Origin of the sequence: Nannocystis sp. RBIL2 (assembly GCF_026626745.1) — a bacterium.
In the GTDB taxonomy this organism is placed as follows: Bacteria; Myxococcota_A; Polyangia; order Nannocystales; family Nannocystaceae; genus Nannocystis.
Genome location: NZ_JAPNJW010000002.1, coordinates 3,417,503 through 3,439,679 on the forward strand (window position 1 = coordinate 3,417,503; position 22,177 = coordinate 3,439,679).

A 22,177-nucleotide genomic window follows, 5' to 3' on the forward strand; every position below is an offset into this window, starting at 1 on the left:
CGCTCAGCCCTCGTCGCCCGCGTCGCCCGCGTCGTTCGAGTCGCCCGCGGGGGCCTCGGGCTCGCCGGCGGGCTCGCTCGCGGGCTCGCTTGCGGCCTCGCTCGCGGGCTCGCTCGCGGCCTCGTCGGCCTCGTCGGCCTCGTCAGCCTCGCTGGCGGCCTCGTCGCCGTCGACGTCCTCGTCCTCATCGTCGTAGTCGTCGTCGTCGTCGTCGTCGTCGAACGGCGCGCTGACCAGCGGACGCGTGGGAGAAATCACGGGGAACCGCGGCGAAGCGCGACGGGCCTCGCGGTCCTCGTCCTCGAAGCTCACCGTTGCGACGTTGTCGGCCGCGTCCGGGAGGGTCTTGAGCCACTCCTCGTAGCGTTCCTTGGTGATGAGCCCACCGCGGATGTTGCGGCGGACGGTGCGGAGGTCGAAGAGCCGTTCGAGCTGGCGCGGGGCAACCATGCGGCGGCCCTTTTAGAACACCGGCCGCCGTCCGTCAAACCGGCGCGCGCGCGCCGGTGCGCGGCCGCCGGTCTGCTCGCCGGCCATCCGCGGATTTTTCGGCGAAACCCCGGCCGCGCGTGACTCCGACCTCACGCCCCGGCGGGTCCCAGGAGCGGCCGTGCGGCGTCCGCGAGGCAGCGCGAGGCACCGAAATTCCACGGCCCGCTCCAGGTCCGGAGCTCGCGCAGCACGGTCCTCAGGGCCCGCAGACCGGGAAATAACCCACCACTTTGCGTGGTAGGCGGCCGGGCGTATAGATCCGGCGCCCCACGGATCGCGCCGCCCGCCGCGACCCCCTTGCCTCCCCACCACCGCGTACCCATCAAGCGACAGCCATGAGTGTAGGAGCCTACGACATCCGCGTGATCAACGACCTCGTCGAGCGCGAGAGCGCCTTCGTCGAGCGCCTCATGACCGAGGTCCACAAGGTCATCGTCGGCCAGGACGAGATGATCGAGCGCGTCTTCATGGGCCTCCTGTGCCACGGGCACGTGCTGCTCGAGGGCGCCCCGGGTCTGGCCAAGACGCTGACCGTCAGCACCCTCGCGCGCTGCCTTCACATGGAGTTCAAGCGGGTCCAGTTCACGCCCGACCTGCTGCCCTCCGACGTCCTCGGCACCGTCATCTACAACCACCAGACCGGCAGCTTCACCAACCGCAAGGGCCCGGTCTTCACCAATTTGCTGCTCGCCGACGAGATCAACCGCGCCCCGGCCAAGGTCCAGAGCGCGCTGCTCGAGGCGATGGCCGAGCGCCAGGTGACGATCGGCGACACCAGCTACCCGCTGCCGAAGCCGTTCCTGGTGCTCGCCACGCAGAACCCGATCGAGCAGGAGGGCACCTACACGCTGCCCGAGGCCCAGCTCGACCGCTTCATGTTCAAGATCAAGGTCGGCTACCCGACCGCCGAGCAGGAGCTGCAGATCATGCAGCGGATCGGCGGCGCCGCCAGCACCGCCAAGGTCGAGATCCAGCCGGTCATCGGCCCCGACGACATCGCCAAGGTCCAGCAGACCATGGACCGCATGATCGTCGAGCAACCGGTCCAGAAGTACATCGTCGACGTCGTCGCCGCCACCCGCACGCCCGGCGCCGTCGGCCTCGAGAAGCTGGCCCCGTTCATCGACTTCGGCGCCTCGCCGCGCGCCACCATCGCCCTGTTCCAGGCCGCGCGGGCCCACGCCTTCATGCGCCACCGCGGCTACGTCAGCCCCGAGGACATCAAGGCCGTCGCGCCCGACATCCTGCGCCACCGCATCATCCTCTCGTACGAGGCCGAGGCCGAGGGCAAGACCGTCGAGGAGGTCGTGCGGGCAATCCTCGAGCACGTGCAGGTCCCGTAACCGCCGCCATGGCCCGCCCGTCCGCCGATAAGTCGCCGCCGAGCCGGAGCGACGCCGAGGCCGCGAAGGAGCGCACCACCCAGCTCCTGCGCGAGATCCGTCGCATCGAGATCCAGACCTCGCGGCTCGTCAACCAGCACCTCGCCGGCTCCTACCAGTCGGTGTTCAAGGGCCAGGGCGTCGCCTTCTCCGAGGTCCGCGCCTACACCCCCGGCGACGACGTGCGCGCGATCGACTGGAACGTCACCGCGCGCACCGGTGAGCCGCACGTCAAGCTGTTCACCGAGGAGCGCGAGCTCACCGTCATGCTCGTGGTCGACATGTCGGGCAGCCTCGACCTCGGCTCGCGCGACTACGACAAGCGCCAGCTCGTCGCCCGCCTGGCCGCCACCTTCGCCTTCTCGGCGATCCGCAACAACGACCGCGTCGGCCTGATCGGCTTCACCGACAGCGTCGAGGTGTTCGTCCCGCCGCGCAGCGGTCGCAAGCACGTGCTCGCGGTCGTGCAGCAGGTGCTGACGCACGTCCCGCAGAGCCGGGCCACCCGGGTCGCCAGCGGCCTCGAGTACCTCGCGCGGCTCGGCCAGCGCCACACCGTCGCCATCCTGATCAGCGACTTCGTCGACGCCGTCCCCGACGACGCGCCCGACGCCGCCCGCGCCTTCGAGCACGCGCTCAAGATGGTGCGCCGGCGCCACGACCTGATCCCGATCCGCGTCGAGGACCCGTTAGAGCTCGAGCTGCCGGCCCTCGGCCTCGTCGCCCTCGAGGACCTCGAGCTGCTCGGCCTCGGCGGCGACAGCTTCCTCGACCTCAGCCCGCGGCGGGCCAAGAACTACCGCCAGCGGGTCGAGTCCGAGCGCGCGCGCCTCGACCAGATGCTGCGCAAGCTCAGCCTCGACAGCATGTCGATCCGCTGCGGCGACAACTGGCAGCAGCCGCTCGTCAACTTCTTCGCCCGTAGGGCCCGGAGGATGCGCCGGTGACGTTGTCCCTTGCCCACGCTCTCCTGTTCGCCGCCCTGCTCGGCCAGGCCGCCGCGCCCGAGCCTGCGCCCGCGGACCCGTCTGCGCCGATCCCCGCGCCTCCGCCGGCGCTCCCGCCTGGGCCTGCGCCGAGCGTCGCCCCGGTCCCCGCCGCGCCGATCGGCGAACCTGCCTCCGAGGACATGTCCTCAGCGCCAGCCACCGACAGCCCGGTGGCGATCAGCGCGCGCGTCACCCCCGACCCGTCGCAGATCGGCGACCTCCTCGAGCTCGAGGTCACCGTCGCCTACCCGACCGGCTTCGCGGTCAATGTCCCGCTCGGGCTCAAGCTCGACCCGCTGCACCTGGTCTCGGTCGAGGAGAGCGAGCCCGAGAGCACCGGCCAGGGCCTGCGCAAGGTCTTCACCTTCACGATCCAACACTTTGGCGTCGGCGAGGCCAAGACCCCGAGCTTCCCGATCACCTACGTCGCCCCCGACGGCGCGGTGCAGACCGCCCAGGTCCCCTCGCACAGCTTCAGCGTCACCGCCCTGCTCGCCAACGAGGCCGAGCCCAAGCGCCAGGGCGAGGACCCGCCGATCTCGCTCGAGTACCCCAACAACACCGCCGAGACCGCGATCTACTTCACCGCCGGCGCGCTGGTGGCCGGCTTCGTGTCGGCGCTGCTGTGGCTGCGCTGGCGCCGGCGGCCGCGCCCCGTCGTCCTGCCGCCGCCCGAGCCGGCCGACCGCGTGGCCCTGCGCGCGCTCGATCGCCTGCGCGAGGCCGACTACGCCGGCCGCGGCGAGTTCCAGCTGCACTACCTCATGCTCACCGAGATCCTCAAGGGCTACCTCGAGGGTCGCTTCGGCATCGACGCGCTCGAGCGCACCACCGACGAGCTACGGGCCGCCCTGCTCCGCTCCGAGGCCGCGATCGCGCCGCTCAAGCCGACCGAGGTGATCCGCTTCCTGCAGCAGTGCGACCTCGTCAAGTTCGCCCGCTTCGCCCCGCCGCCGAGCGAGGCCGCCGCCGCCGTCGAGCAGGCCCGCGGCATGGTCGTGGCGACCACCCCGGTCGCGCCCGCCGGTCCCAAGGACCAGGCTCCGAAGGACAGGCCCTCCGAGACAGGGCCCAAGGAACAGGTCGTGAAGGACATGTCCTCGCCCGCAGCGCCGAAGCTGGTCCCGGAGGCGGACATCCCGACCGAGCCGGTGCCGAAGTACAAGAAGGAGGAGGACGAGTGAGCGCCTCCACCCAGCGGCTCGTCGCCGTGCTGCGCAACCTCCTGCCGATCCTCGGCTTCGCCGGGCTTGCCATCGTCCTGACGCTGGCGGGCCTCGCCGCCTACCTCGGGGCCGACCTGCGCCACGTCGTCATCGCCTCGCCGTGGTGGCTGCTGGCCGCGTTCATCCCGCTGCTGGCGGTGGTGATCCGCGGCGTCGTCTCGCCGCGCCCGGCCACCCTCAAGTTCTCGCGCGCGACCTCGGCCCGCCGCCTCGGCCCCGGCCTGGCCGCGCGCCTGGCCCACCTGCCCGACGGCCTGCGACTGGCCGCCGCGGTCCTGCTGGCGCTCGCGCTGGCCCGCCCCGAATCGAGCCGCGCCACCGACCGCGTCGAGCACAAGGGCATCGACATCGTCGTCGCGCTCGACCTGTCCGACTCGATGGAGGCCGACGACCTCTACCCGAACCGCCTCGAGGCGGCCAAGGACGTCATCGACAGCTTCATCGCCCGCCGCCGCCACGACCGCGTCGGCATGGTCGCCTTCGGGGCCACCGCCACCACCGTCTCGCCGCTGACCGTCGACCACGGCGTCCTGCGCCAGCTCGTGCGCCGCCTGCAGCTCGGCAGCATCGACGGCAGCAAGACGGCCATCGGCGCCGGCCTCGGCCAGGCGCTGAACCGCCTCAAGGAGTCCGAGGCCGACAGCAAGGTCGTCGTCCTCCTCACCGACGGCGTCCACAACGCCGAGGGCGTCGACCCCGACTCGATGGCGCGCGAGGCCGCCGACCGCGGCGTCCACGTCTACACCGTCCTGATCGGCCGCCAGGCCGCCTCCATCGACCCCGGCCGCCTCGAGCGGATCGCCAGCACCACCGGCGGCTACGCCTACACCGCCGTCGACCAGCAGGCCCTCGTCACCACCTTCCAGGACCTGCTCAACAAGCTCGATCGCTCGACGATCCTCGGCGAACACATCCGCGCCCAGCTGTTCCACCTGGTCCTGTGGCCGGCCCTGCTCCTCCTCATGCTCGACATCGTGCTCCGCTCGACCCGCCTGCGGAGGTTCCCATGAGCCCGACCAGCCGCCCCCAAGGACATGCCCGCTCGGCCATGTCCCAACGGCCATGCCGCCGCCGACCCCGCGGGACCCAGCCCCTGAGCCCGGCAATCCAGCAACATGCCCCAAAGGACATGCGCGAACGGCCATGCCGCCACGAGCCCCTCGCGCGCTGCTGCGCCCTCCTCGCGCCAGTGCCCCTGAGCCCGACGCTGCCGCGACATGCCTGCTCGGACATGTCCGCAGGGACATACGGTTTTGACAACAAACACCGCCCGCGGCAGCGCCCGTCCGGCCCCGCCTCGCAACGCTCGCGGAGGTGCGCATGAGCCCCGCAGAAGCGCTCCGCGACCTCGCCCAGGACGCCGAGGCGAAGGACGTCCTGACCCTGTTTGAAGAGGTGGTGATCGCCCGCGAGGACCTGCTGTGGCTGCTCGTGCTGGTCCCGCTGGCGGCTGCAGCCTACATCTGGGCGGCCCGTCAGCGCCGGCGCGGCTTCGCCAGCCTCGGCAGCCCCGTCCTCGTCGAGCGCCTCGTCGGCAGCGTCAACCACGCCAGCCGGGTCGTCGCCGCCGTCGTCTCCGTGCTCTCCGTCCTGCTGCTCTGCGCCGGTCTCCTGCGCGTGCAGTACGGCGGCGAGACGACCATCGTCCCCGCCACCGGCCTCGACATCGTGCTCGCCGTCGACTACAGCAAGTCGATGCTCGCCCGCGACGTGTACCCGTCGCGCAGCGAGCGGCTCGCGGCCGAGCTGCAGCGCTTCCTCGACGAGGCCGATCGCCGCGGCGACCGCGTCGGCTTGGTCGTGTTCGCCGGCGCCGCGCGCGGCCTGCCGGTCAGCCGCGACGCCCGCGTCCTCAAGCTCTACCTCGACAAGGCCGACCCGCGCACCGAGAACCCCGGCGGCACCGCGATCGGCAAGGCCCTCAAGCTCGCCCTCACCTTCCTCATCGACGCCCGCCGTGCCGCCGCGGCCGGCCCCGAAGGCGGCCCCACCAAGTCGTTCCCGACCAAGGACGGCAAGGCGGTCGAGGACATCCCGCCGTCGGAGTCCGATCAGGTCGTCATCCTCCTGACCGACGGCGAGGACACAGTCTCGCGTCCGCTCGAGGTCGCCGCCGAGGCCGCCAAGCTGGGCGTGCGGATCTACGCCGTCGGCATCGGCTCGAAGTCCGGCGAGCCGATCCAGAAGTTCGACGCCGAGGGCAACCCCGACGGCTTCGTCACCGACGAGCAGGGCAACTACCTCATGACCCGCGTCGACGAGGCCACCCTCAAGGACATCGCCAAGACCACCGGCGGCGACTACGTCCTCGTCGAGCCCGACAAGTTCGGCCTCGACAGGGTGGCCGAGTGGATCCGCGACCTCTCCAAGGGCCAGCGCGAGGACACCGTCACCGCCCACCGCGAGGAGGGCTACGCCTTCCTCGTCGTCCCCGCGCTGCTCCTCCTCGCGCTCTCGCTCGCCCTCCCCGAGCGCAAGAAAGGGCCCTGATCGATGCAGCCCGGGTCCCTCCGCCAGTCGCCACACGCGACGAGCCCCGTCGCGGACATCTCCTTCGTGTCGCCCCTCGTCGCCGCGCCGCGCGAGGGACGACGCATTCACGACTTCGTATCGACTAGCGAACCCCTCGCCGCCCCGCCGCGCGAGGGACGACGCAGTCACGACTTCGCATCGACCCGCGAACTGCTCGCCGCCCCACCGCGCGAGGGACGACGCAGTCACGACTTCGTATCGACCCGCGAACGCCTCGCTGCCTCGCCGCGCGAGGGACGACGCATTCACGACTTCGCATCGACCCGCGAACGCCTCGCCGCCCCGCCGCGCGAGGGACGACGCAGTCACGACTTCGCATCGACCCGCGAACGCCTCGCCGCCCCGCCGCGCGAGGGACGACGCATTCACGACCTCGCATCGACCCGCGAACGCCTCGCCGCCCCACCGCGCGAGGGACGATGCAGTCACGACTTCGTATCGACCCGCGAACGCCTCGCCGCCGCGCCGCTCGACAGACGATGCAGTCACGACTTCGCATCGACCCGCCTCGCCGCCCCGCCGCGCGAGGGACGATGCAGTCACACCTTCGTATCGACCCGCGAACGCCTCGCCGCCCCTCCGCGCGAGGGACGATGCAGTCACGACTTCGTATCGACCCGCGAACGCCTCGCCGCCCCTCCGCGCGAGGGACGATGCAGTCACGACTTCGTATCGACCCGCGAACTGCTCGCCGCCGCCCCGCCGCGCGAGAAAGGACGCTGAGACCGTGCCGCTCGTATCGACCAGCAAGCTACTCACCGCCGTGCTCGCCGCCGGCTGGCTCGCCGAGGCGCTCGCCGGCAAGAACAGCGACGTCGAGGCCGGCATCGCCGCCTACAACAGCGGCGACCACGAGGCCGCCCTCACGGCCTATGCCGCCGCCGAGGCCGAGCTCGGCGAGCGTCCCGAGATCTTCTACGACCGCGGCCTGGCGCTCGTCGCCAAGGGCGACAAGGACGAGGCCCGCAAGGCGTTCGAGCGCGGCACCGAGTCCACTCACCCCGACGTCCACGCCAGCTCCGAATACGAGCTCGGCAACCTCGACCTCGACGCCGAGGCCTTCGACCCCGCCATCGAGCACTACATCAAGTGCCTCAAGGCCAAGCCCGACCACGCCAACGCCAAGTGGAACCTCGAACTCGCCCTGCTGAAGAAGAAGCAGAAAGAGGAAGAGGAGAAGAAAAAGCAAGAGGAAGAGAAGAAGGACGAAGAGAACAAGGACGAAGAGAACAAGGACGAGCAGAAGCAGGACGAAGAGAAGAAGGACGAGCAGAAGCAGGACGAAGAGAAGAAGGACGAGCAGAAGCAGGACGAGCAGAAGCAGGACGAGCAGAAGCAGGACGAGCAGAAGCAGGACGAGCAGAAAAAGGACGAGCAGAAGCAAGACGAGCAGAAGCAGGACGAGCAGAAGCAGGACGAGCAGAAGCAGGAGAAAGGCGAACAGCCCCAGCCTCAGCCCCAGCCCCAGCCCCAGCTCGACAAGGCCGACCTCGACAAGGCGCTCGAGCAGCTCGACGCGGAGGACAATTTCCAGCTCGACCGCCCGGCACGCCAGATCCGGGTCGAGAAGGACTGGTGACCGTGGCAGCGCACCGACCAGCCTCGCCCGCTCGGCTGTCCCCTCGGACAGAATCGGATCCTCACGGCCTCACGGCGCCCCATCACGCCCCTTCTCCCGAGCTGTCCCCAAAGCCATCCTGCGGACTCACGGCGTCCTCCATCGTCCAGTCTCTTGACCTGTCCCCAGAGACATCCGCCTTCGCTCCTACGCGCGTGTCCTTGAAACCAGCCACCCTCTCGTCAGCCGCGAAAGATCCCACTTCCCTGTCCCTCCGGCCAGCTCGCCCCGCTCTCCTCGCCCGGCGGCGTCTGCTGCAGCTCGCCGGCGCCGCCGGCCTCGGCCTCTACCTGTCCCCGAGGGCAGCTCACGCCGACACCAAGTCGCGCATCGTCGCCGAGATCGACCGCGACCGGGTCGAAGTCGGTGAGGCGTTCGAGCTCACCGTCCAGGTCGACAGCGAGGGCGAGCGCGGCTCGGAGGTCCCGGAGCCGGTGCTGCCCGACCTGGCCGCGCTCGGTCTGCAGATCGTGGGCATGCCGGCCACCTACCGCAGCACAAGCAGCTCGTTCAGCTTCGGCACCGGTCGCGGGTCGACCATGACGACCCGCACCACTCTGACCAGCGTCTACACCCTCATCGCCAGCAAGCCTGGGCGCATCGAGCTGCCGGTCCACATCATGGAGGGCAAGACGAAGGTGACTCCGCCGCGGACCCCGGCGATCGAGGTCACCGGTCAAGCCGCGCCGACCGAACCGGTCCCGGCGGCCGCCGACGGCCCGACCGAGCCGCAGGGCGACATCTTCCTGTGGACTCGCCTCGACAAGCCGACCGTCTTCGTCGGCGAACAGCTCACCTACACCCTCGAGATCTACGAGCGCCTGCCCTTCCTGCAGATCCAGCTGCGCCAGCTCCCGGGCTTTCAGGACTTCTGGAGCGAGGAGCTGCCGCAGGGCCAGATGCGCCAGGCGGTCGTCGGCAACACCGCCTACCGCGTCCACCCCGGCCTGCGCCGCGCCCTGTTCCCCCAGCGCGCCGGCACCCTCACCCTCTCGCCCGCCGAAGTCGGCATCGGCATGCGCCGCCGGATAACCGGCCGGCCCGTCACCGTCGAGGTCAAGCCGCTGCCCGCCGGCGCCCCGCCCGGCTTCTCGCCCAACAACGTCGGCGTCTACACCATCCGCGCCCAGGCCGACCGCACCAACATCAAGGTCGGCGAGCCGTTCACGCTCACCATCGCCATCCAGGGCACCGGCAACGTCCGCGTCATCGACCCCGGCGCCTGGCCCGAGATGCCCGGCCTGCGCCGTTACGAGCCCAAGATCGAGACCGACGTGACGACCGGGGCCCAGCTCGGCGGCGAGCGCCGCTACGCGTTCCTCGTCATCCCCGAGCGCGGCGGCAAGCTGACCGTCCCCCCGCACACGTTCCACTACTTCGACCCGGCCACGGCGAGCTACCAGACCGCCACCAGCGCCCCGATCGAGCTCACCGTGGCCGGCGATCCCAACGCCGCCCCGACCCCGACGACCGACGCTGCTCCCCCGCCGACAGCCGCCGAGGAAGAGGGCATCCTGGCCCCGATCTCCGAGCCGGCCACGCTCCCGCGCGCGACGCCCTCGCCCTCGTGGCTGACGCCCTCTCGCTGGGGCTGGGCCATGGCCGGGGCGCCGGTGCTCCTGGCTCTCGGGACAGCCGCCAACGCGCTGTGGCGCCGCTTCGGCCCCGACGAACACAGCCGGGTCGCCGCCGCCCGGGCCACCAGACAGCGCGAGCTGCTGGCCCAGGCCGAACGCGGCCTCGCCTCCGGCGACGGCTTCTACCCCGCCCTCGCCCAGCTGCTGCAAGCCGCGGCGGTCGAACGCGCCGGCTCCGAGGGCGAAGGCTTGCCCCGTCACGCCCTGCTGGCCCTGCTCGCGCGCAAGGGCGTCTCCTCCGCCGACTGCGACCGCCTGCGCGACCTGCTCGATCGCTGCGACGCCGCCCGCTTCGGCGCCCGCGGCGAATCTGCCAGCGAACGGGAAGCCGCGCTCCGAACCACGCGCGAGCTCCTGACCAGCTCGACGGCCTTGAAGCCGGGCTCGCCGACCCGGCCCCCCGCGTGACCCCACGGCCCGTGAGCGTCCCCACCGGCCACGACCCGGCCCCTGCGGATCCCCTCGCCCGCCTCCGCCCTGCCGTCTCCTGATGCCCGCCTGAGCCGTCCTGACCCTGCCCCCTCGCCCGCCCGAAGTCAGCACCCCTCCGCGCCCCCATCGCTCGACCAGCCCCGGCCTCGCCCGACCGAACTCATGACTCGCATGCGAATCCGCGCGCTCTCGATCTTCGCCCTGCTCGCGCTCTCGGCCACCTCTGCCCGCGCCGACGTGGTCGACGACGCCTTCGCGCGCGGCAACGCCCTGGCCGCCGCCGGCGACTACGCGGGCGCCGTGCGGGCCTACGAGGACGCCGAGGCGCTGCTCCCCGGTCGCAGCGCGGCGCTGTCGTTCAACCTCGGCACCGCGTACGCGCAGCTCGGCGAGCTCGGCCCGGCCACGTATCACCTCCGCCGCGCCCTCCAGCCGCAAGCCGAGGCCAGCGTCGACATCGCCGAGGCCGCGCGGCGCAACCTCGGCGTGGTCCGCCAGCGAGCCGAAGTCGCCGCCGCCGCCGCCAACCTGCAGATCGATCGCCCCGAGACGTGGCGCGACGCGGCCCTGTCGGCCCTCCGTTCGCCCGCGTTCGGCTGGCTGTCCGTCGTCGCCGGCTGGCTCGCCCTGCTGCTGTGGATCGCCCGGTCTCGCTATCGCGAGGCCGCCCGCAGCGCTCTCGCCGGCCTCGCCGCAGTGCTTGCGGCGCTCTACTTGCTGATCGGCGGCCTCCATGGTTACGCCCTGCGCACCGAACTCGGCGCGCCGCAAGCCATCGCCCTCCCGGCCAAGCTCGAGGTCCGCGAAGGCCCGAGCATCCACCGCAAGACCGTCTTCACCGTGCAGGGCGGGAGCCGCCTCAGCCTCGTCGAGCGCGGCTCCGGTTGGGGCCGCGTCCGTCTGCCCGGCGGCCTCGAAGGTTGGGCCCCGCTGTCCGGACTCGGCGAACTCGCAGCACCGCCGCGACGCCTGGCCAGCGAACCGTGACGCTCTTGCGCTATCGCTCGCACCGACGCGGTGCGTACAGCCGTCCGAGCGCACGCGTCGCGACACCGACGCATGGGGTGGGTCCCTCAGAGCACAACCGTGGAGGAGCGAGCCGCGCAACGCCTGCCGCCCGCGCGCTCCGCGTGTCGCCCGCCGCGCGCGGGTCGAAATTGGGCGTAGCGTTTTTTCACTGCCACGATACTGTAAACGTGTCGTGCTCGCGGTCCTCGCCACCAAGATTCGCAGCAACGGTGAAGGGTCGGTCGCAACCGCCATCAAGAAGCCGTACGAGGGCTTTCTGATCAGCGAGCCGATGGTGGGGCGAGGCATGGTGATCTTCCGCGACCCCAACGGACGTCGCATGGTCACCACCGCGGTCCGCCGAATCTTGACCACCGCCGAGACCGAGGGCCGCGAGGACGTGCGCGAGCGCCGGCTGATGTACGTCGAGACCGAGAACTCCGTGTATCGCCTGGCCTTCCTCGACGCCTCGCACCACGCCGTCACCGCCGCCAGCGGTTGAGCCCCGCCCGCGGCGCTCCACCCCCGCGACGACGTGAGCCGCCTGCGACGCTGCGGCCTCTGTCCAGTTCGACGCACCACGCAGGAGCTCATGGCTGCCTCGTGACGAGCAGGGTGGTCCAGGCCGACGTCGTGTCCGTGGGCATCGGGCAACTCTGCCAGTAGACCGCGCCGGAGCGCGGCACCCGAAGCTCGAATTGCCCGGCTGCCAGCTGCCCGAGGTTGCTCTCGTATACGCGGACGACCTCGTCGCCGAGCGTGAAATCCACCGCCCCGCGCTGGCGACACGGACACGAATCCGGCCCCGACTCGCACGATGGCTCGCAGGGCCAGACGCGGTCGAAGACGAGCGGCGCATAGAAGTCGGACTGCGGGTAATACTCTGACCAGTACTCGTCGGTATAGGCGTCTGGCAGCGCCTCGGCCGACAACAACGCCAGCAAGGGCGCGCCCTCGGCATCTCGCACGGTGAGGAAGGTATTGGCGTAGAACGGATTGTCGTTGTGGAGCCGCAGCTGCACCGCCTCACCGACCGTCACCGGCGCGACGCCGGGAGGTTCGAGCGTCAGCGCCAGCGTATGGACGACCGGCTGTCCCATCTCGTCGGTACAGTCGAAGCCGAGCGCGTAACCCCCGGCGCCGTCGTCCTCGACCTCGGCCACCTCGCAGGCCTGGTCGAACCGCACGTCGCCGAGCGTGAACGGGACCTCGCCGTCGAGGGTGATGTCCAGGGTGGCGCCCTCGGGCGGCGGACCACACGCCGGCGCAGGCTCAGGCTCAGGCTCATCCGTCGTCGACGAGGAAGTGCTCGAGCTCGTCGGCTCGCTCGCGGTCGTCGTCGATGAACTCGCGCCGCCGGTGCTCGTCCCGCCCACGTCGCTCGCTTCGGAGCTCGACTCGCCGTGCCCCTCCGGGCCGCAGCCCAGCGTCACGAACCCGAGAATTGCCGATACGCCGATCGTTCGAATCATCGCTCGCCAGGCTAGTCGCTCCGCGCCACCGCGCAAGCAGCAACCCGAGTTGGCGCTCACGAACTCGCGTTGGGGGTCTCGGCGCCATCGCCCCGCATGATGTCTTATCGAACATGTTCTAAAGGACATCCATGAACCATGCTCGACACGCTTCGCCAGGCAAGACCCCAATCGAGCTTGGTGCGCACGAACTCGGCTTGCGAGTTTGTCTCACACCGACGCGCACCAGAAAGCACTGGTTCGCGTCGACCCGACCACTACACCTCTCGACACCATGACCGACCGCTCGCGCGCTTCACCCGGCGACCGTCTGCCTCGCAGTTCGCAACTCGCGTCGCCTGCGAGCGCGTGCGTCTCGTCCCCGTCTTGGCGCACGCGCCCGGGCACGCCCACGTCCGGCGGGTCACGCCTCGGCCGCGAACTCGAGCACCACCGTCCCGGCCGGCGTCGCGGGCGAAGGCGCGAGCAGCCGCCCGATCGTCCACCCCTGTCCGCCGCTCTCCCGCAGCGCCGCCACGAGCTCTGCAGCACGCGCCTCGGGAACGGTGAGCAGGAGCCCGCCGCTCGTCTGCGCGTCGGCGGCGAGGAGCGTGCGCAGCGGATCTTCGCCGCCCTCGACGATCAGGTTCGGCCGCACGAACGCCAGGTTGGCCTTCGTCCCGCCGGGCACCCGTCCCGCGGCTGCGTGGGCCAGCGCCCCGGGCAGCGCCGGCAAGGCCGCCATGTCGAGCCGGGCCGCCAGCTGCGAGCCGCGGAGGATGTTGCGCAGGTGACCGAGCAGCCCGAAGCCGGTCACGTCGGTGCAGGCAGTCACGCCGAAGCCGCGGGCGATCGCCAGCGCCGGTCCGTTGAGCGTCGTCATGCTGGCGATCGCCGCCGCCACCTCGGCCGGCTCGGCGTGGCCGTGCTTGATCGCCTGCGCGATGAAGCCGGTCCCCAGCGCCTTGGTCAGCACCAGCGCCTGGCCTTCGTGACCTGTCCGATTCGACAGGATCTCCGGGACAGCCACCTCGCCCGTCACGCTGAGCCCGAACTTGAGCTCGCCGTCGCGGACGGTGTGGCCGCCGACGATGGCCACCCCGGCGCGGGCGCAGGCCCGCGCCGCGCCGCGCAGGATCGCCTGCAGCACGGTCAGCGGCAGCTTGTCGTCGGGGAAGCCGACCACGTTGAGGGCGAACAGCGGCCGACCCCCCATGGCGTAGACGTCCGACAGCGCGTTGCAGGCGGCGATCTCGCCGAAGGTCTCGGGGTCGTCGACGAGCGGGGCGATGATGTCGACGGTCAGCACGGTCGCCCGCGTCGGGTCGTCGCCGATGCGCACGACGGCCGCGTCGTCGGCGAACTCCGTGCCGACGAGGACCCGCTCGTCGCCCCGTTCTTCGGGCGGGGGCATGCCCTCCAGGACCTGGACCAGGTCACCGAGCCGCAGCTTGGCGGCTCAACCGCCGCCGCGGGCGAACTCGGTCAATCGGAGCGGTCGGTGGACGGTCCGCGTGTCGTCGGGCTCGCCGGGCTTTCGGGGCTCGCTGCTCATGCGCGAGGAGTGTATCGCAGACCCCGGGCCGCTACACTGCGGCGCATGGCCAAGCCCGTGCGTGACCTGGTCCTCGGGACCGCCGGCCACATCGATCACGGCAAGACCGCCCTGGTCCGCGCCCTCACCGGCGTCGACACCGATCGCCTGCCCGAGGAGAAGCGCCGCGGGATCACCATCGACCTCGGCTTCGCCGCCTGGCAGCTCGGCCCCGGCCTGGTCGCCAGCGTCGTCGACGTGCCCGGGCACGAGGCCTTCGTCCGCACCATGGTCGCCGGCGCCGGAGGCGTCGACGCCGTGCTCCTGGTCGTCTCGGCCGAAGAGGGCGTGATGCCGCAGACGCGCGAGCACCTGCTCGTCTGCCGCCTCCTGGGCATCACCCACGGCGTGGTCGCGCTCAGCAAGATCGATCGCCTCCACGGCGACGTCGAGGCGCTCGCGCTCGCCGAGGCCGACGTACGCGCCGCCCTCGAGGAGCTCGCGCCCGGCCTGGCCGGCGCCGCGGTCGTGCCGTGCTCCGCGCACACCGGCGTCGGCGTCCCGGAGCTCGCCGCGGCCGTCCGTCGCGTCGCCGCCGCGCTGCCGGCCCGCCCGTCGCGCGACCGGCCGATCCTCCCGATCGACCGCTGCTTCGTCCTCAAGGGCCACGGCACCGTCGTCACCGGCACCTTGCTCGCCGGCCAGCTCGAGATCGCCGGCGAACCCTATTTCACCCTCGTCCCCGGCGGCGAGCAACGCCCCGCCCGGGAGCTCCGCGCCCGCGCCCTCCATGTCCGCGGCGCCGCGGCCACGCGCGTCCCTGCGGGCGCCCGGGCGGCGGTCAACCTCGGCGGGGTCGCCGTCGCCGAGCTCGCCCGCGGCGACGTGCTCACCCGCGGGCACCGGGTCGTCGCCGCGCCGTCCGTTCACGTCTTGCTCGAGCACCTGCCGCACGACAGCCGCGCCTGGCGCAGCGGCACGAGCGTCCAGGTCTGCGCCGGCACTGCGCACACCACTGGCCGCCTCGATCCGCTCGGGCCGCTCGCCGGCGACGAGGATGCCCCGAAGACCATGTCCGTTCCGCCAGGTACTTCGGCGCTGGTGCGGATCCGCCTCGACGCGCCGCTGCCGGTGTGGCACGGCCAGCGGATCGTCCTCCGCAGCGACGGCGGCGATCTGGTCCACGGCCACACCTGCGGGGGCGGCGTCGTCGTCGACCCCGGGCCGCGCCCCGGCCGCGGCCAGCGCAGCCGCTGGCTCCGGGTCGCCCGCGCCCTCGCCGGATCCGACTTGCGCGCCCGTGTCGCCGCGCTGCTGACCGACGCCGGCGCGCTCGCCATCTCGCGCGACGAGCTCGAGCTGCGGGCCGGCGCGCCCGACCTCGATGCTGTCCTTTCCGACATGGTCCAAAGCGCAGACGCAGTGCGGCTCGGCGACAGCCGCCACGTCGCCGCCGCGGTGCTGCCCGAGCTGGCCGCCGCCGCCGTCGCAGTCGCCGTCCAGTTCCAGGCCGCCCACCCCGATCGACCGGGTCTGTCGCGCGCCGCCCTGCTCGGCGGCTTGCCCGGCCGCGTCGCGCCCGACGTCGCCGCCGCCGCTCTCGAGCACGCGCACGCCCGCGGGCTGCTGGAGCTGCGCGGCGACGTGCTGGTCCGCGGCGGCACCGAGCCGACCCCCGGACTGTCGCCGATCGGGCACAAGGTGCTGGACCTCTACGTCCGTGCGGGCGTCGCCCCGCCCACCCTTAAAGAGGTACAGACCGGCGCCAACCTCAGCGAGCGCCAGGCCCTCGACGCCCTCACCGCCCTGCAGAAGGCCGGCGCGCTGGTGCGGGTCTCCGCCGATCTCTCGCTCGCCCGCGAGCACCACGCCTCGCTGGTCGACAAAGTCCGCACCCACCTGCGCTCGAGCCCGCAAATCGATGTTCAGGCGCTCAAGGCGTTGACGGGCCTGTCGCGCAAGTTCGTCGTGCCCTTCCTCGAGCACCTGGACCGACTGGGCATCACCCGTCGGCAAGGTGAGGTCCGGATCGCCGGCCCCAAGCTCCATGGCACCTGAGCTCGACCCTGAGGCCGTCGGCTCGCCGTTCCGGGCGCCCTGGCGCCCCACCTCGGACCGCCGGCGGGTCCCGATGCCCATGGCGCCCGACTCGCGCCTCGGGCGGCCGGTCAGCCGTGAGACTTGTGATCGCCAGGCCGACACGCGCCCGAGGATCGGCGTCCCGACCGACGCAGCCGACCTGCGGCTCGCTGCCGCAGGCGGTCCCGACCGATCCGACCGACTCCCCTACGGCTCGCATTCGCTGGCGGTCCCGTCCGACCACCCTCTCGCACCCCGGCACGCATCGCCGCCGCAGCGACATCCTGCGCCGCGCTCCTTCGCGCGGTCCCTTCATACATGTCCCTTGCGCAAGGTGTCGCCGAGCCGTGACGAGCCTCGCGCCCCTCGCTGGACGGCCGCCTGTACAAGCCGCGGGCGAGTCGATACCGTACGCGCCATGCATGCTGTCACCTCGGCCTGGCCGACGGCCCCGCTCGCCGTCTCGCCGGGGGATGGCCGCGCGCAGTCAACCTCAGCTCCGTCCCGGTCCTAGCGGGACAGGAGGTCCAAGTGGGTCGCCTCAAATTGTTCTCGTTGCTCTTCGGCGTCGGCCTGGTGTCTGCGCTCGTCCCGGTGCTCACGGGCGGCTGCACGCACTGCGACGAATTCCTCGAATGTACCACCAAGCCGGGGCTCCGCTACGTCGAGTGCGGCAACAAGCAGCACGAGTTCAACGACGGCGTCTCCCTCGACGACGAGGACAGCGCCTGGGATTATTGCTTCTGCAACCGCAGCCGGCTGCTGTGCGAGAACGGCACCAGCCTGCGGATGTGCAATTACATGACCTACGACGGCAGCACCGCGGCGCAGTTCAATGACGGCACCTACGCCGAGTTGACCAGCGCGGTCGCAACTTGCCTCGAATACGACGGCTGCGCCGTCGCCAACGCCCGCTGCAACTTCGGCGGCTGGTACCTCAGCTGTGCGCGCGGCGACGAGCGGGTCTACATCAGCGGCGAGGGTGCCATCTTCAAGGACGAGAAGAACGCCGTCGATACCTGCGTCGCCCGCGGCTCCGGCGGCTACGCCTGCGAGCCTATCATCGACGACTGCGAAGACCTCGACTCGTGCGCGAGCAGCAAGGCGTGCAGCGAGTTCTGCTCCTCCCCCGCCTGCTTCAACAACAAAAACGCCGCGGCCTGCATCGCCGATCCCGCGTGCCGGTGGACCCCGAAATGACCGCGCTCCGCACCCTCCTCGCCGCCGCGCTCTCGACCGCGCTCGCCCTCCCGACCCCCGCCCTCGCCGCGCCCGCGCCCGCGCCCGTGGCCGCCGCGCCCGTGGACTGGTCGGCCACCTTCCCGCCGGCCGGCGTCAGCGCCCACCTCGGCGACAAGAGGCCCAACATCATCGTCATCGCCGCCAACCCCGGCTCGCAGGCCGCGGCTGCGGCGTTCCGCGCCGCGCTCACGGCCTCGAAGAAGGCCGGCGTGGTGATCGACGGCCAGGCGCTCGGCGCCGTCGACAGCCTCGACGATCGCGGCATCGTCGAGCGCGCCAAGGTCCTCCCGGTCCAGCAGATCGTCATCGTCCGCGTGTTCGAGGGCAGCCCGGGCGACCCGCCGAGCTTCATCGCCATGGCCTACGGCACCGACGGCGCCGTCGCCGTCGCCCTCAGCGGCACCGCCGGCGTCCCTCTGCCCGAGCCCGAGCCGCCCACCGAGGTCAGCGTGCCCGACCCGGTCGCCGACACCGGCGATGAGGCCCCGAAGGCGCCCGAAGAGCCCGCGGAGGCCAAGCAGGCGCGCGAGGCGGCCGAGCAGGAGTACGCGACTAAGCGCCTCGACGGCACCTGGGGCGCGCTGCGGCAGGGCACGCCGGGCACTTTGATCAGCCCCGCGCAGTTCTACGCCGCCCTCGGCCGCGACGACCTCGCGCGCCAGGTCGACAAGCGCAGGAAGACCCGCCTCGGCGTCGCCCTCGGCGGCGGCATCGCCGGCGGCGGCCTGCTCGCCGTCGGTCTCACCTTCCTGATCCTCAACGCCACCGCCGCCAAGTACGGCCCCGACTTCGGCCCCGACGACCCGCTGCGCGGCGGCACCGATCGCGTCCGCTACCCGCTGTCGATGCCCGTCTCCGGCGCGCTGCTCGGCGTCGGCGCGGCCCTCCTCCTCGGCATGGGCGTGTTCCTCGGCGTCTACAAAACCCACCCGATCGGCCGCCGCGAGACCCCCGGCCTCATCGACGGCCACAACCGGGAGCTGCGTCAGAAGCTCAATCTGCCGCCCGAACAGGCCAGCGTCCGCCTCGCTCCCAGCCTCGGCGCCAGCAACGGCCTCGTGCTCGTCGGCCGCTTCTGAGGCGAATCGGCCTGCACCCAGGGACATGCTCCTCGGAGCATGTCCTCACGGTCAGCCTCAAATCTCTCCCGAAGACATGCGCTTCGGGACATGTCCGTTCAGCCACTCACGACCGCCCGCACTGCGGCCGCCAGCGCCTCCTCTTCCTCCGGCGTCACCGTCCGCAGGTCGAGCAGCAGCTCCCCCGCGCTGACGCGGCCGACCACGCCGGCCCGGCGCAGCGCGGCCGCCGTGGCCGTGGGATCGGCAGTAGGCACCGCCAGCGCCGCGCTCGCCATCACGTCGCCGGGCAGCGAGCCGCCGCCGACGGTCGCCTCGCTCGTCCGAATCTGTCCCGCAGGCCAGCCGATTCGCAGCGCCAGCGCCTCGGCCCGCGCGCGCAGCTGGCCCTCCGACCAGGTCATCATCCGCCGCAGCGGCAGCGTGTCCGCCCGCCCGCTGGCGTACGCGATCGCGGTCGCGTGCAGCGCCGCCACTGTCGTCTTGTCCGGCCGCAACGCCCGGGCCAGCGGGTGCCGGCGGCACTTTCCGACCAGCGCGGCCGTCCCCGCGAGCAGCCCGGCCTGCGGCCCGCCGAGCAGCTTGTCGCCGCTGCACGTCACCAGATCTGCCCCTTGTGACAGGTACTCCTGGACAGTCGGCTCGTCGCCCGCGATCCCGCCCAGCGAGCCCGACCCGAGGTCGGCGATCACCGGCGCTCCGCGCTCGCGCCCCAGCGCCGCCAGCTCGGCCAGCGTCGGCTGATGCACGAACCCCGCCTGCGAGAAGTTGCTGAGGTGGACCCACAAGATCGCCGCGGCCCCACGCGGCTGCCCCGGCAGCTCGCCCGCGAGCCCGGCCGCGTAGTCGGCGAGATGCGTCCGGTTGGTGCTGCCGACCTCCCACACCTGCGCGCCGCCGGCCGCCGCCATCTCGGCCACGCGAAAGCCGTCGCCGATCTCCACCATCTGGCCGCGCGACAGCACCACCCCGCCCGGGCGTCCCACGGCAGTACACGCCAGCAGCAGCGCCGCCGCCCCGTTGTTGACCACGTGCACGTCCTCGGCCCCGAGCAGCGCCGCCAGCAGCGGCCGCAGCCACGTCAGTCGCGACCCTCGCCGACCGGTCTCGACCTCGAACTCGAGCTCGCAGGTGCCGGCCGCCGCGGTCATCGCCGCGACTGCCTCTCGGGACAGGGGCGCGCGCCCGAGGTTGGTGTGCAGCAGCACCCCGGTCGCGTTGATCAACGCGCGCGGACGCGGCGACATCACCTCGTCCAGGCGACGGGCGACCTCGCGGGCGATGGCCTCGGCCTCGGGGGCCTCGGAGATCTCGCCGGCCTGGGCCCGCCGCCGCAGCTCCGCCAGGACGTCGTTCACGTGGCGCTTCTGGATCGCGCGCAGCGCCGGCGACGACGCGAGCGCGGGGTGGTCGAGGATCCGATCGACGCGAGGCAGGCGGAGCGACATGCCCTCTACTGCTGCCACAAGAGCAGCGCGGCGACGAGCGCCGCGAACCCGAGCGTGGCGACGGCCGGCAGCAGCAGCGACTCGCCCCGCTCCGCCGCCGCGACCTGGCGTCGGCGCGTCACGGTCACCTCGCCGCCGCGGCGCAGCGCCGCGTCGACCTGCGCGCCCGGGTGATGCACGCGTAAGGAGATCCCCCCCACCACGATCACGTCGTCGTGAGCCAGCGGCGTCGCCCCGACCAGCGCCGCCCCGTCGCGATACACCCCGTTCTTGCTGCCCAGGTCGGTCACGGTCAGCCCTTCGGGCGTCACGTCGAGGGCGGCGTGCACGCGCGACACGTCGTCGCCCGCCAGCATCACAGTCACTCCCGCATCGCGGCCGATCACCGCCCGCCCCGAACTCAGCGCGTGCGTCCGTCCGCGCCCCGGCCCGCTCTCCTCGCGCACGAAGATGTCCGGCTCACGCGCCACGCCGCGACCATAGCCTATCTCTCGGGACCGGTCGCCCCCACGAACACGCCGCCGATCCAGCACTCCGCCCCGACCCCCTCCGGCCCCGCCCGGACCACCGCGCGTCGCAACCGCGTCCGCGCCTGACACCCCTCGAGGTGTATCCGCAACGACTTCAGAGCCGGTCCTTCGGGACATGTCCCTTCGAACATCATCCCGGCCCGCTCGAGCTCCGCCTGCACCACCGCGGCCGCGGGCGGGCTGCGGGGCGCGACGACTGCCGCCGCCCCGCGGAAGCCCAGCGCCGCCAGCAGCTCCGGCCACGCCTCGGGCGCCAGCCACGGGTCGCGCACGCACGCCAGCGAGCGATCCGCCGGCGCCGGCACGATGATCGCCGCGCTGCGCGACCCGCCGATCGCCACCCATTCGCGCGGCGGCTCGGGCGATCGCTCGCGCCCCAGATACGCCAGCGCCGCCAGCACCCCCACGCACGGCAACATCCCCGGCACCCAGCGCAGCACCTCCGGCCGCCGCACCGTCAACCGCAGCGCCAGCCCGACCACCGCCATACCCGCCAGCAGCCACCACGGCGGCTCCGGCACGCGCGCCGCCAGCCCGGCCAGGTCGATGATCACCTGCCCGCCGAGCGCCGCCGGCCGCAGCGCCTCCGGCCCCCACCACTGCGCCGCCACCATCCCGGCGATGCCGAGCGGCAGCACCCACAGAGTGAACACCGGCACCGCGATCACGTTGGCCGCCACCCCGATCAGCGACGCCTGGCCGAAGTGGACCAGAACGATCGGCAATGTCCCGAAGGACACCCGCCAGCTCTGCGCCACCAGCCCGCGCGGCGCCGACGGATGGACCAGGATCGCCATCGCGGCCAGCGACAGGTGCAGCCCCGGATCGAGCCCCCACGCCGGTCGCCACGCCAGCATCGCCGCGGCCGTCCACGCCAGCGCAGTCAGCCCGTGGCCTGGGCGCCCCGTCAGCGTCGCCAGCTGGGCCAGGCCGAACATCACCGCCGCCCGCAACGCCGGTGGTTCGCCGCCAGTCACCCCCAGGTACGCCAGCACCGGCAGCCAGGCCAGCGCTGCCGCCAGCGTCAGCGAACCGCCGAGCAGCAGCCCGGCCCGCAGCAGCGGCCCCTGGACCAGCGCCGCCGCCACGGCGACGTTCATCCCGCTGACCGCCACCACGTGTCCGAGGCCGGCGCGTCGCAGCTCCGTCCGGCGTTCGGGCGCAAGGGCCGCGGGCTGACCCAACACCGACGCCACCACGAAGCCCAGCGCCGCATCACCCCGCGACGCGCGCGTCGTCGCCTCGCGCAGCTCGGCCACGGTCCGCCAGTAACCGCCATTCGCCGGCCCGGCCCGCCACGCGCTCTCGACCGAAAACGCCGCCACGGCCCCGTCGCGGCCTGGATCGCGGCTTCCGGCGCCCGGCCACGGCGGACCCTCGCGACGCGCGAGATCTCCGGCCCTGAGCCAGATCGGATCGCCCGCTGCAAGTGGACAAATCGCCTCGGGTACGTGGAGGGACCACACTGACGAGCTCCCGCTCGGGCTCGCAAACACGG

Annotated in this window: 19 protein-coding genes; 13 read left to right on the forward strand and 6 right to left on the reverse strand. The window is 72.4% G+C overall.

Annotated features, from left to right (window positions below; all coding sequences use genetic code 11):
* Positions 1-3: 3 nt before the first annotated feature.
* Positions 4-450: a hypothetical protein gene (locus OV090_RS38730; protein WP_267709862.1), complete on the reverse strand. Its 447-nt coding sequence runs from the start codon at positions 448-450 to the stop codon at positions 4-6.
* A 377-nt stretch (positions 451-827) separates the two neighbouring features.
* Here OV090_RS38730 and OV090_RS38735 point away from each other — a divergent pair, with 377 nt between their 5' ends.
* The 10 genes from OV090_RS38735 to OV090_RS38780 all read left to right on the forward strand — a co-directional run bounded on the left by OV090_RS38735 (position 828) and on the right by OV090_RS38780 (position 11,818).
* Positions 828-1,835 carry a MoxR family ATPase gene (locus tag OV090_RS38735; RefSeq protein WP_267709863.1) on the forward strand — a complete coding sequence of 336 codons (1,008 nt, stop codon included), beginning with the start codon at positions 828-830 and terminating at the stop codon, positions 1,833-1,835.
* Positions 1,836-1,843: 8 nt separating this feature from the next.
* Positions 1,844-2,821: a DUF58 domain-containing protein gene (locus OV090_RS38740; protein WP_267709864.1), complete on the forward strand. Its 978-nt coding sequence runs from the start codon at positions 1,844-1,846 to the stop codon at positions 2,819-2,821.
* Positions 2,818-4,047 carry a hypothetical protein gene (locus OV090_RS38745; protein ID WP_267709865.1) on the forward strand — a complete coding sequence of 410 codons (1,230 nt, stop codon included), beginning with the start codon at positions 2,818-2,820 and terminating at the stop codon, positions 4,045-4,047. Before OV090_RS38740 ends, OV090_RS38745 begins: the two co-directional genes overlap by 4 nt.
* Positions 4,044-5,099, forward strand: coding sequence for a VWA domain-containing protein (locus OV090_RS38750; RefSeq protein ID WP_267709866.1), 1,056 nt, complete (start codon positions 4,044-4,046; stop codon positions 5,097-5,099). The genes OV090_RS38745 and OV090_RS38750 overlap by 4 nt, the downstream gene beginning before the upstream one ends.
* A 310-nt stretch (positions 5,100-5,409) precedes the next feature.
* Entirely contained in the window at positions 5,410-6,579 is a 1,170-nt protein-coding gene (locus tag OV090_RS38755; RefSeq protein WP_267709867.1) for a VWA domain-containing protein, read from the forward strand.
* Between the two features lie 66 nt (positions 6,580-6,645).
* Positions 6,646-7,344 (forward strand): hypothetical protein, encoded by a 699-nt coding sequence (locus tag OV090_RS38760; RefSeq protein ID WP_267709868.1) that lies wholly within the window; start codon positions 6,646-6,648, stop codon positions 7,342-7,344.
* 4 nt (positions 7,345-7,348) lie between these two features.
* Positions 7,349-8,200, forward strand: coding sequence for a hypothetical protein (locus OV090_RS38765; RefSeq protein WP_267709869.1), 852 nt, complete (start codon positions 7,349-7,351; stop codon positions 8,198-8,200).
* 194 nt (positions 8,201-8,394) lie between these two features.
* Positions 8,395-10,284, forward strand: coding sequence for a BatD family protein (locus OV090_RS38770; protein WP_267709870.1), 1,890 nt, complete (start codon positions 8,395-8,397; stop codon positions 10,282-10,284).
* A 195-nt stretch (positions 10,285-10,479) separates the two neighbouring features.
* Positions 10,480-11,295, forward strand: coding sequence for a hypothetical protein (locus OV090_RS38775; RefSeq protein ID WP_267709871.1), 816 nt, complete (start codon positions 10,480-10,482; stop codon positions 11,293-11,295).
* Positions 11,296-11,509: 214 nt separating this feature from the next.
* Positions 11,510-11,818, forward strand: a complete 309-nt coding sequence (locus OV090_RS38780; RefSeq protein ID WP_267709872.1) for a hypothetical protein — start codon at positions 11,510-11,512, stop codon at positions 11,816-11,818.
* A gap of 88 nt (positions 11,819-11,906) precedes the next feature.
* Here OV090_RS38780 and OV090_RS38785 read toward each other — a convergent pair whose 3' ends face one another.
* Complete coding sequence (locus OV090_RS38785) at positions 11,907-12,788, reverse strand: hypothetical protein (protein WP_267709873.1); 882 nt, start codon at positions 12,786-12,788, stop codon at positions 11,907-11,909.
* 403 nt (positions 12,789-13,191) lie between these two features.
* Positions 13,192-14,217 carry a selenide, water dikinase SelD gene (selD, locus tag OV090_RS38790; RefSeq protein WP_267712118.1) on the reverse strand — a complete coding sequence of 342 codons (1,026 nt, stop codon included), beginning with the start codon at positions 14,215-14,217 and terminating at the stop codon, positions 13,192-13,194.
* 150 nt (positions 14,218-14,367) lie between these two features.
* Between selD and selB the strand changes: the two genes are divergently transcribed.
* The 3 genes from selB (at position 14,368) to OV090_RS38805 (ending at position 18,701) form a co-directional block, all read left to right on the forward strand.
* Entirely contained in the window at positions 14,368-16,359 is a 1,992-nt protein-coding gene (gene selB, locus OV090_RS38795) for a selenocysteine-specific translation elongation factor (protein WP_267709874.1), read from the forward strand.
* 552 nt (positions 16,360-16,911) lie between these two features.
* Entirely contained in the window at positions 16,912-17,580 is a 669-nt protein-coding gene (locus tag OV090_RS38800; protein WP_267709875.1) for a hypothetical protein, read from the forward strand.
* Positions 17,577-18,701 carry a hypothetical protein gene (locus OV090_RS38805; RefSeq protein ID WP_267709876.1) on the forward strand — a complete coding sequence of 375 codons (1,125 nt, stop codon included), beginning with the start codon at positions 17,577-17,579 and terminating at the stop codon, positions 18,699-18,701. Before OV090_RS38800 ends, OV090_RS38805 begins: the two co-directional genes overlap by 4 nt.
* 98 nt (positions 18,702-18,799) lie before the next feature.
* On the opposite strand, the gene selA is transcribed toward OV090_RS38805, so the two are convergent.
* The 3 genes from selA to OV090_RS38820 are packed head-to-tail and all read right to left on the reverse strand — an operon-like array spanning position 18,800 to position 21,938.
* The gene (gene selA / locus OV090_RS38810; RefSeq protein ID WP_267709877.1) at positions 18,800-20,149 is read right to left on the reverse strand and encodes an L-seryl-tRNA(Sec) selenium transferase; all 1,350 of its coding nucleotides are present in this window, start codon (positions 20,147-20,149) and stop codon (positions 18,800-18,802) included.
* Positions 20,150-20,154: 5 nt separating this feature from the next.
* On the reverse strand, positions 20,155-20,619 hold the full coding sequence (locus tag OV090_RS38815; protein ID WP_267709878.1) for an FHA domain-containing protein: 465 nt from the start codon (positions 20,617-20,619) through the stop codon (positions 20,155-20,157).
* 14 nt (positions 20,620-20,633) lie between these two features.
* A complete protein-coding gene (locus OV090_RS38820) occupies positions 20,634-21,938 on the reverse strand; it encodes a ComEC/Rec2 family competence protein (protein WP_267709879.1) in 1,305 nt (434 codons plus the stop codon).
* Positions 21,939-22,177: the final 239 nt, after the last annotated feature.

Bases quoted from the DNA above. Each gene is read 5' to 3' on its own strand.
- OV090_RS38730 (WP_267709862.1), bottom strand. From the start codon at position 450: ATGGTTGCCCCGCGCCAGCTCGAACGGCTCTTCGACCTCCGCACCGTC.
- OV090_RS38735 (WP_267709863.1), top strand. From the start codon at position 828: ATGAGTGTAGGAGCCTACGACATCCGCGTGATCAACGACCTCGTCGAG.
- OV090_RS38740 (WP_267709864.1), top strand. From the start codon at position 1,844: ATGGCCCGCCCGTCCGCCGATAAGTCGCCGCCGAGCCGGAGCGACGCC.
- OV090_RS38755 (WP_267709867.1), top strand. From the start codon at position 5,410: ATGAGCCCCGCAGAAGCGCTCCGCGACCTCGCCCAGGACGCCGAGGCG.
- OV090_RS38775 (WP_267709871.1), top strand. From the start codon at position 10,480: ATGCGAATCCGCGCGCTCTCGATCTTCGCCCTGCTCGCGCTCTCGGCC.
- OV090_RS38785 (WP_267709873.1), bottom strand. From the start codon at position 12,788: ATGATTCGAACGATCGGCGTATCGGCAATTCTCGGGTTCGTGACGCTG.
- selB (WP_267709874.1), top strand. From the start codon at position 14,368: ATGGCCAAGCCCGTGCGTGACCTGGTCCTCGGGACCGCCGGCCACATC.
- OV090_RS38805 (WP_267709876.1), top strand. From the start codon at position 17,577: ATGACCGCGCTCCGCACCCTCCTCGCCGCCGCGCTCTCGACCGCGCTC.
- selA (WP_267709877.1), bottom strand. From the start codon at position 20,149: ATGTCGCTCCGCCTGCCTCGCGTCGATCGGATCCTCGACCACCCCGCG.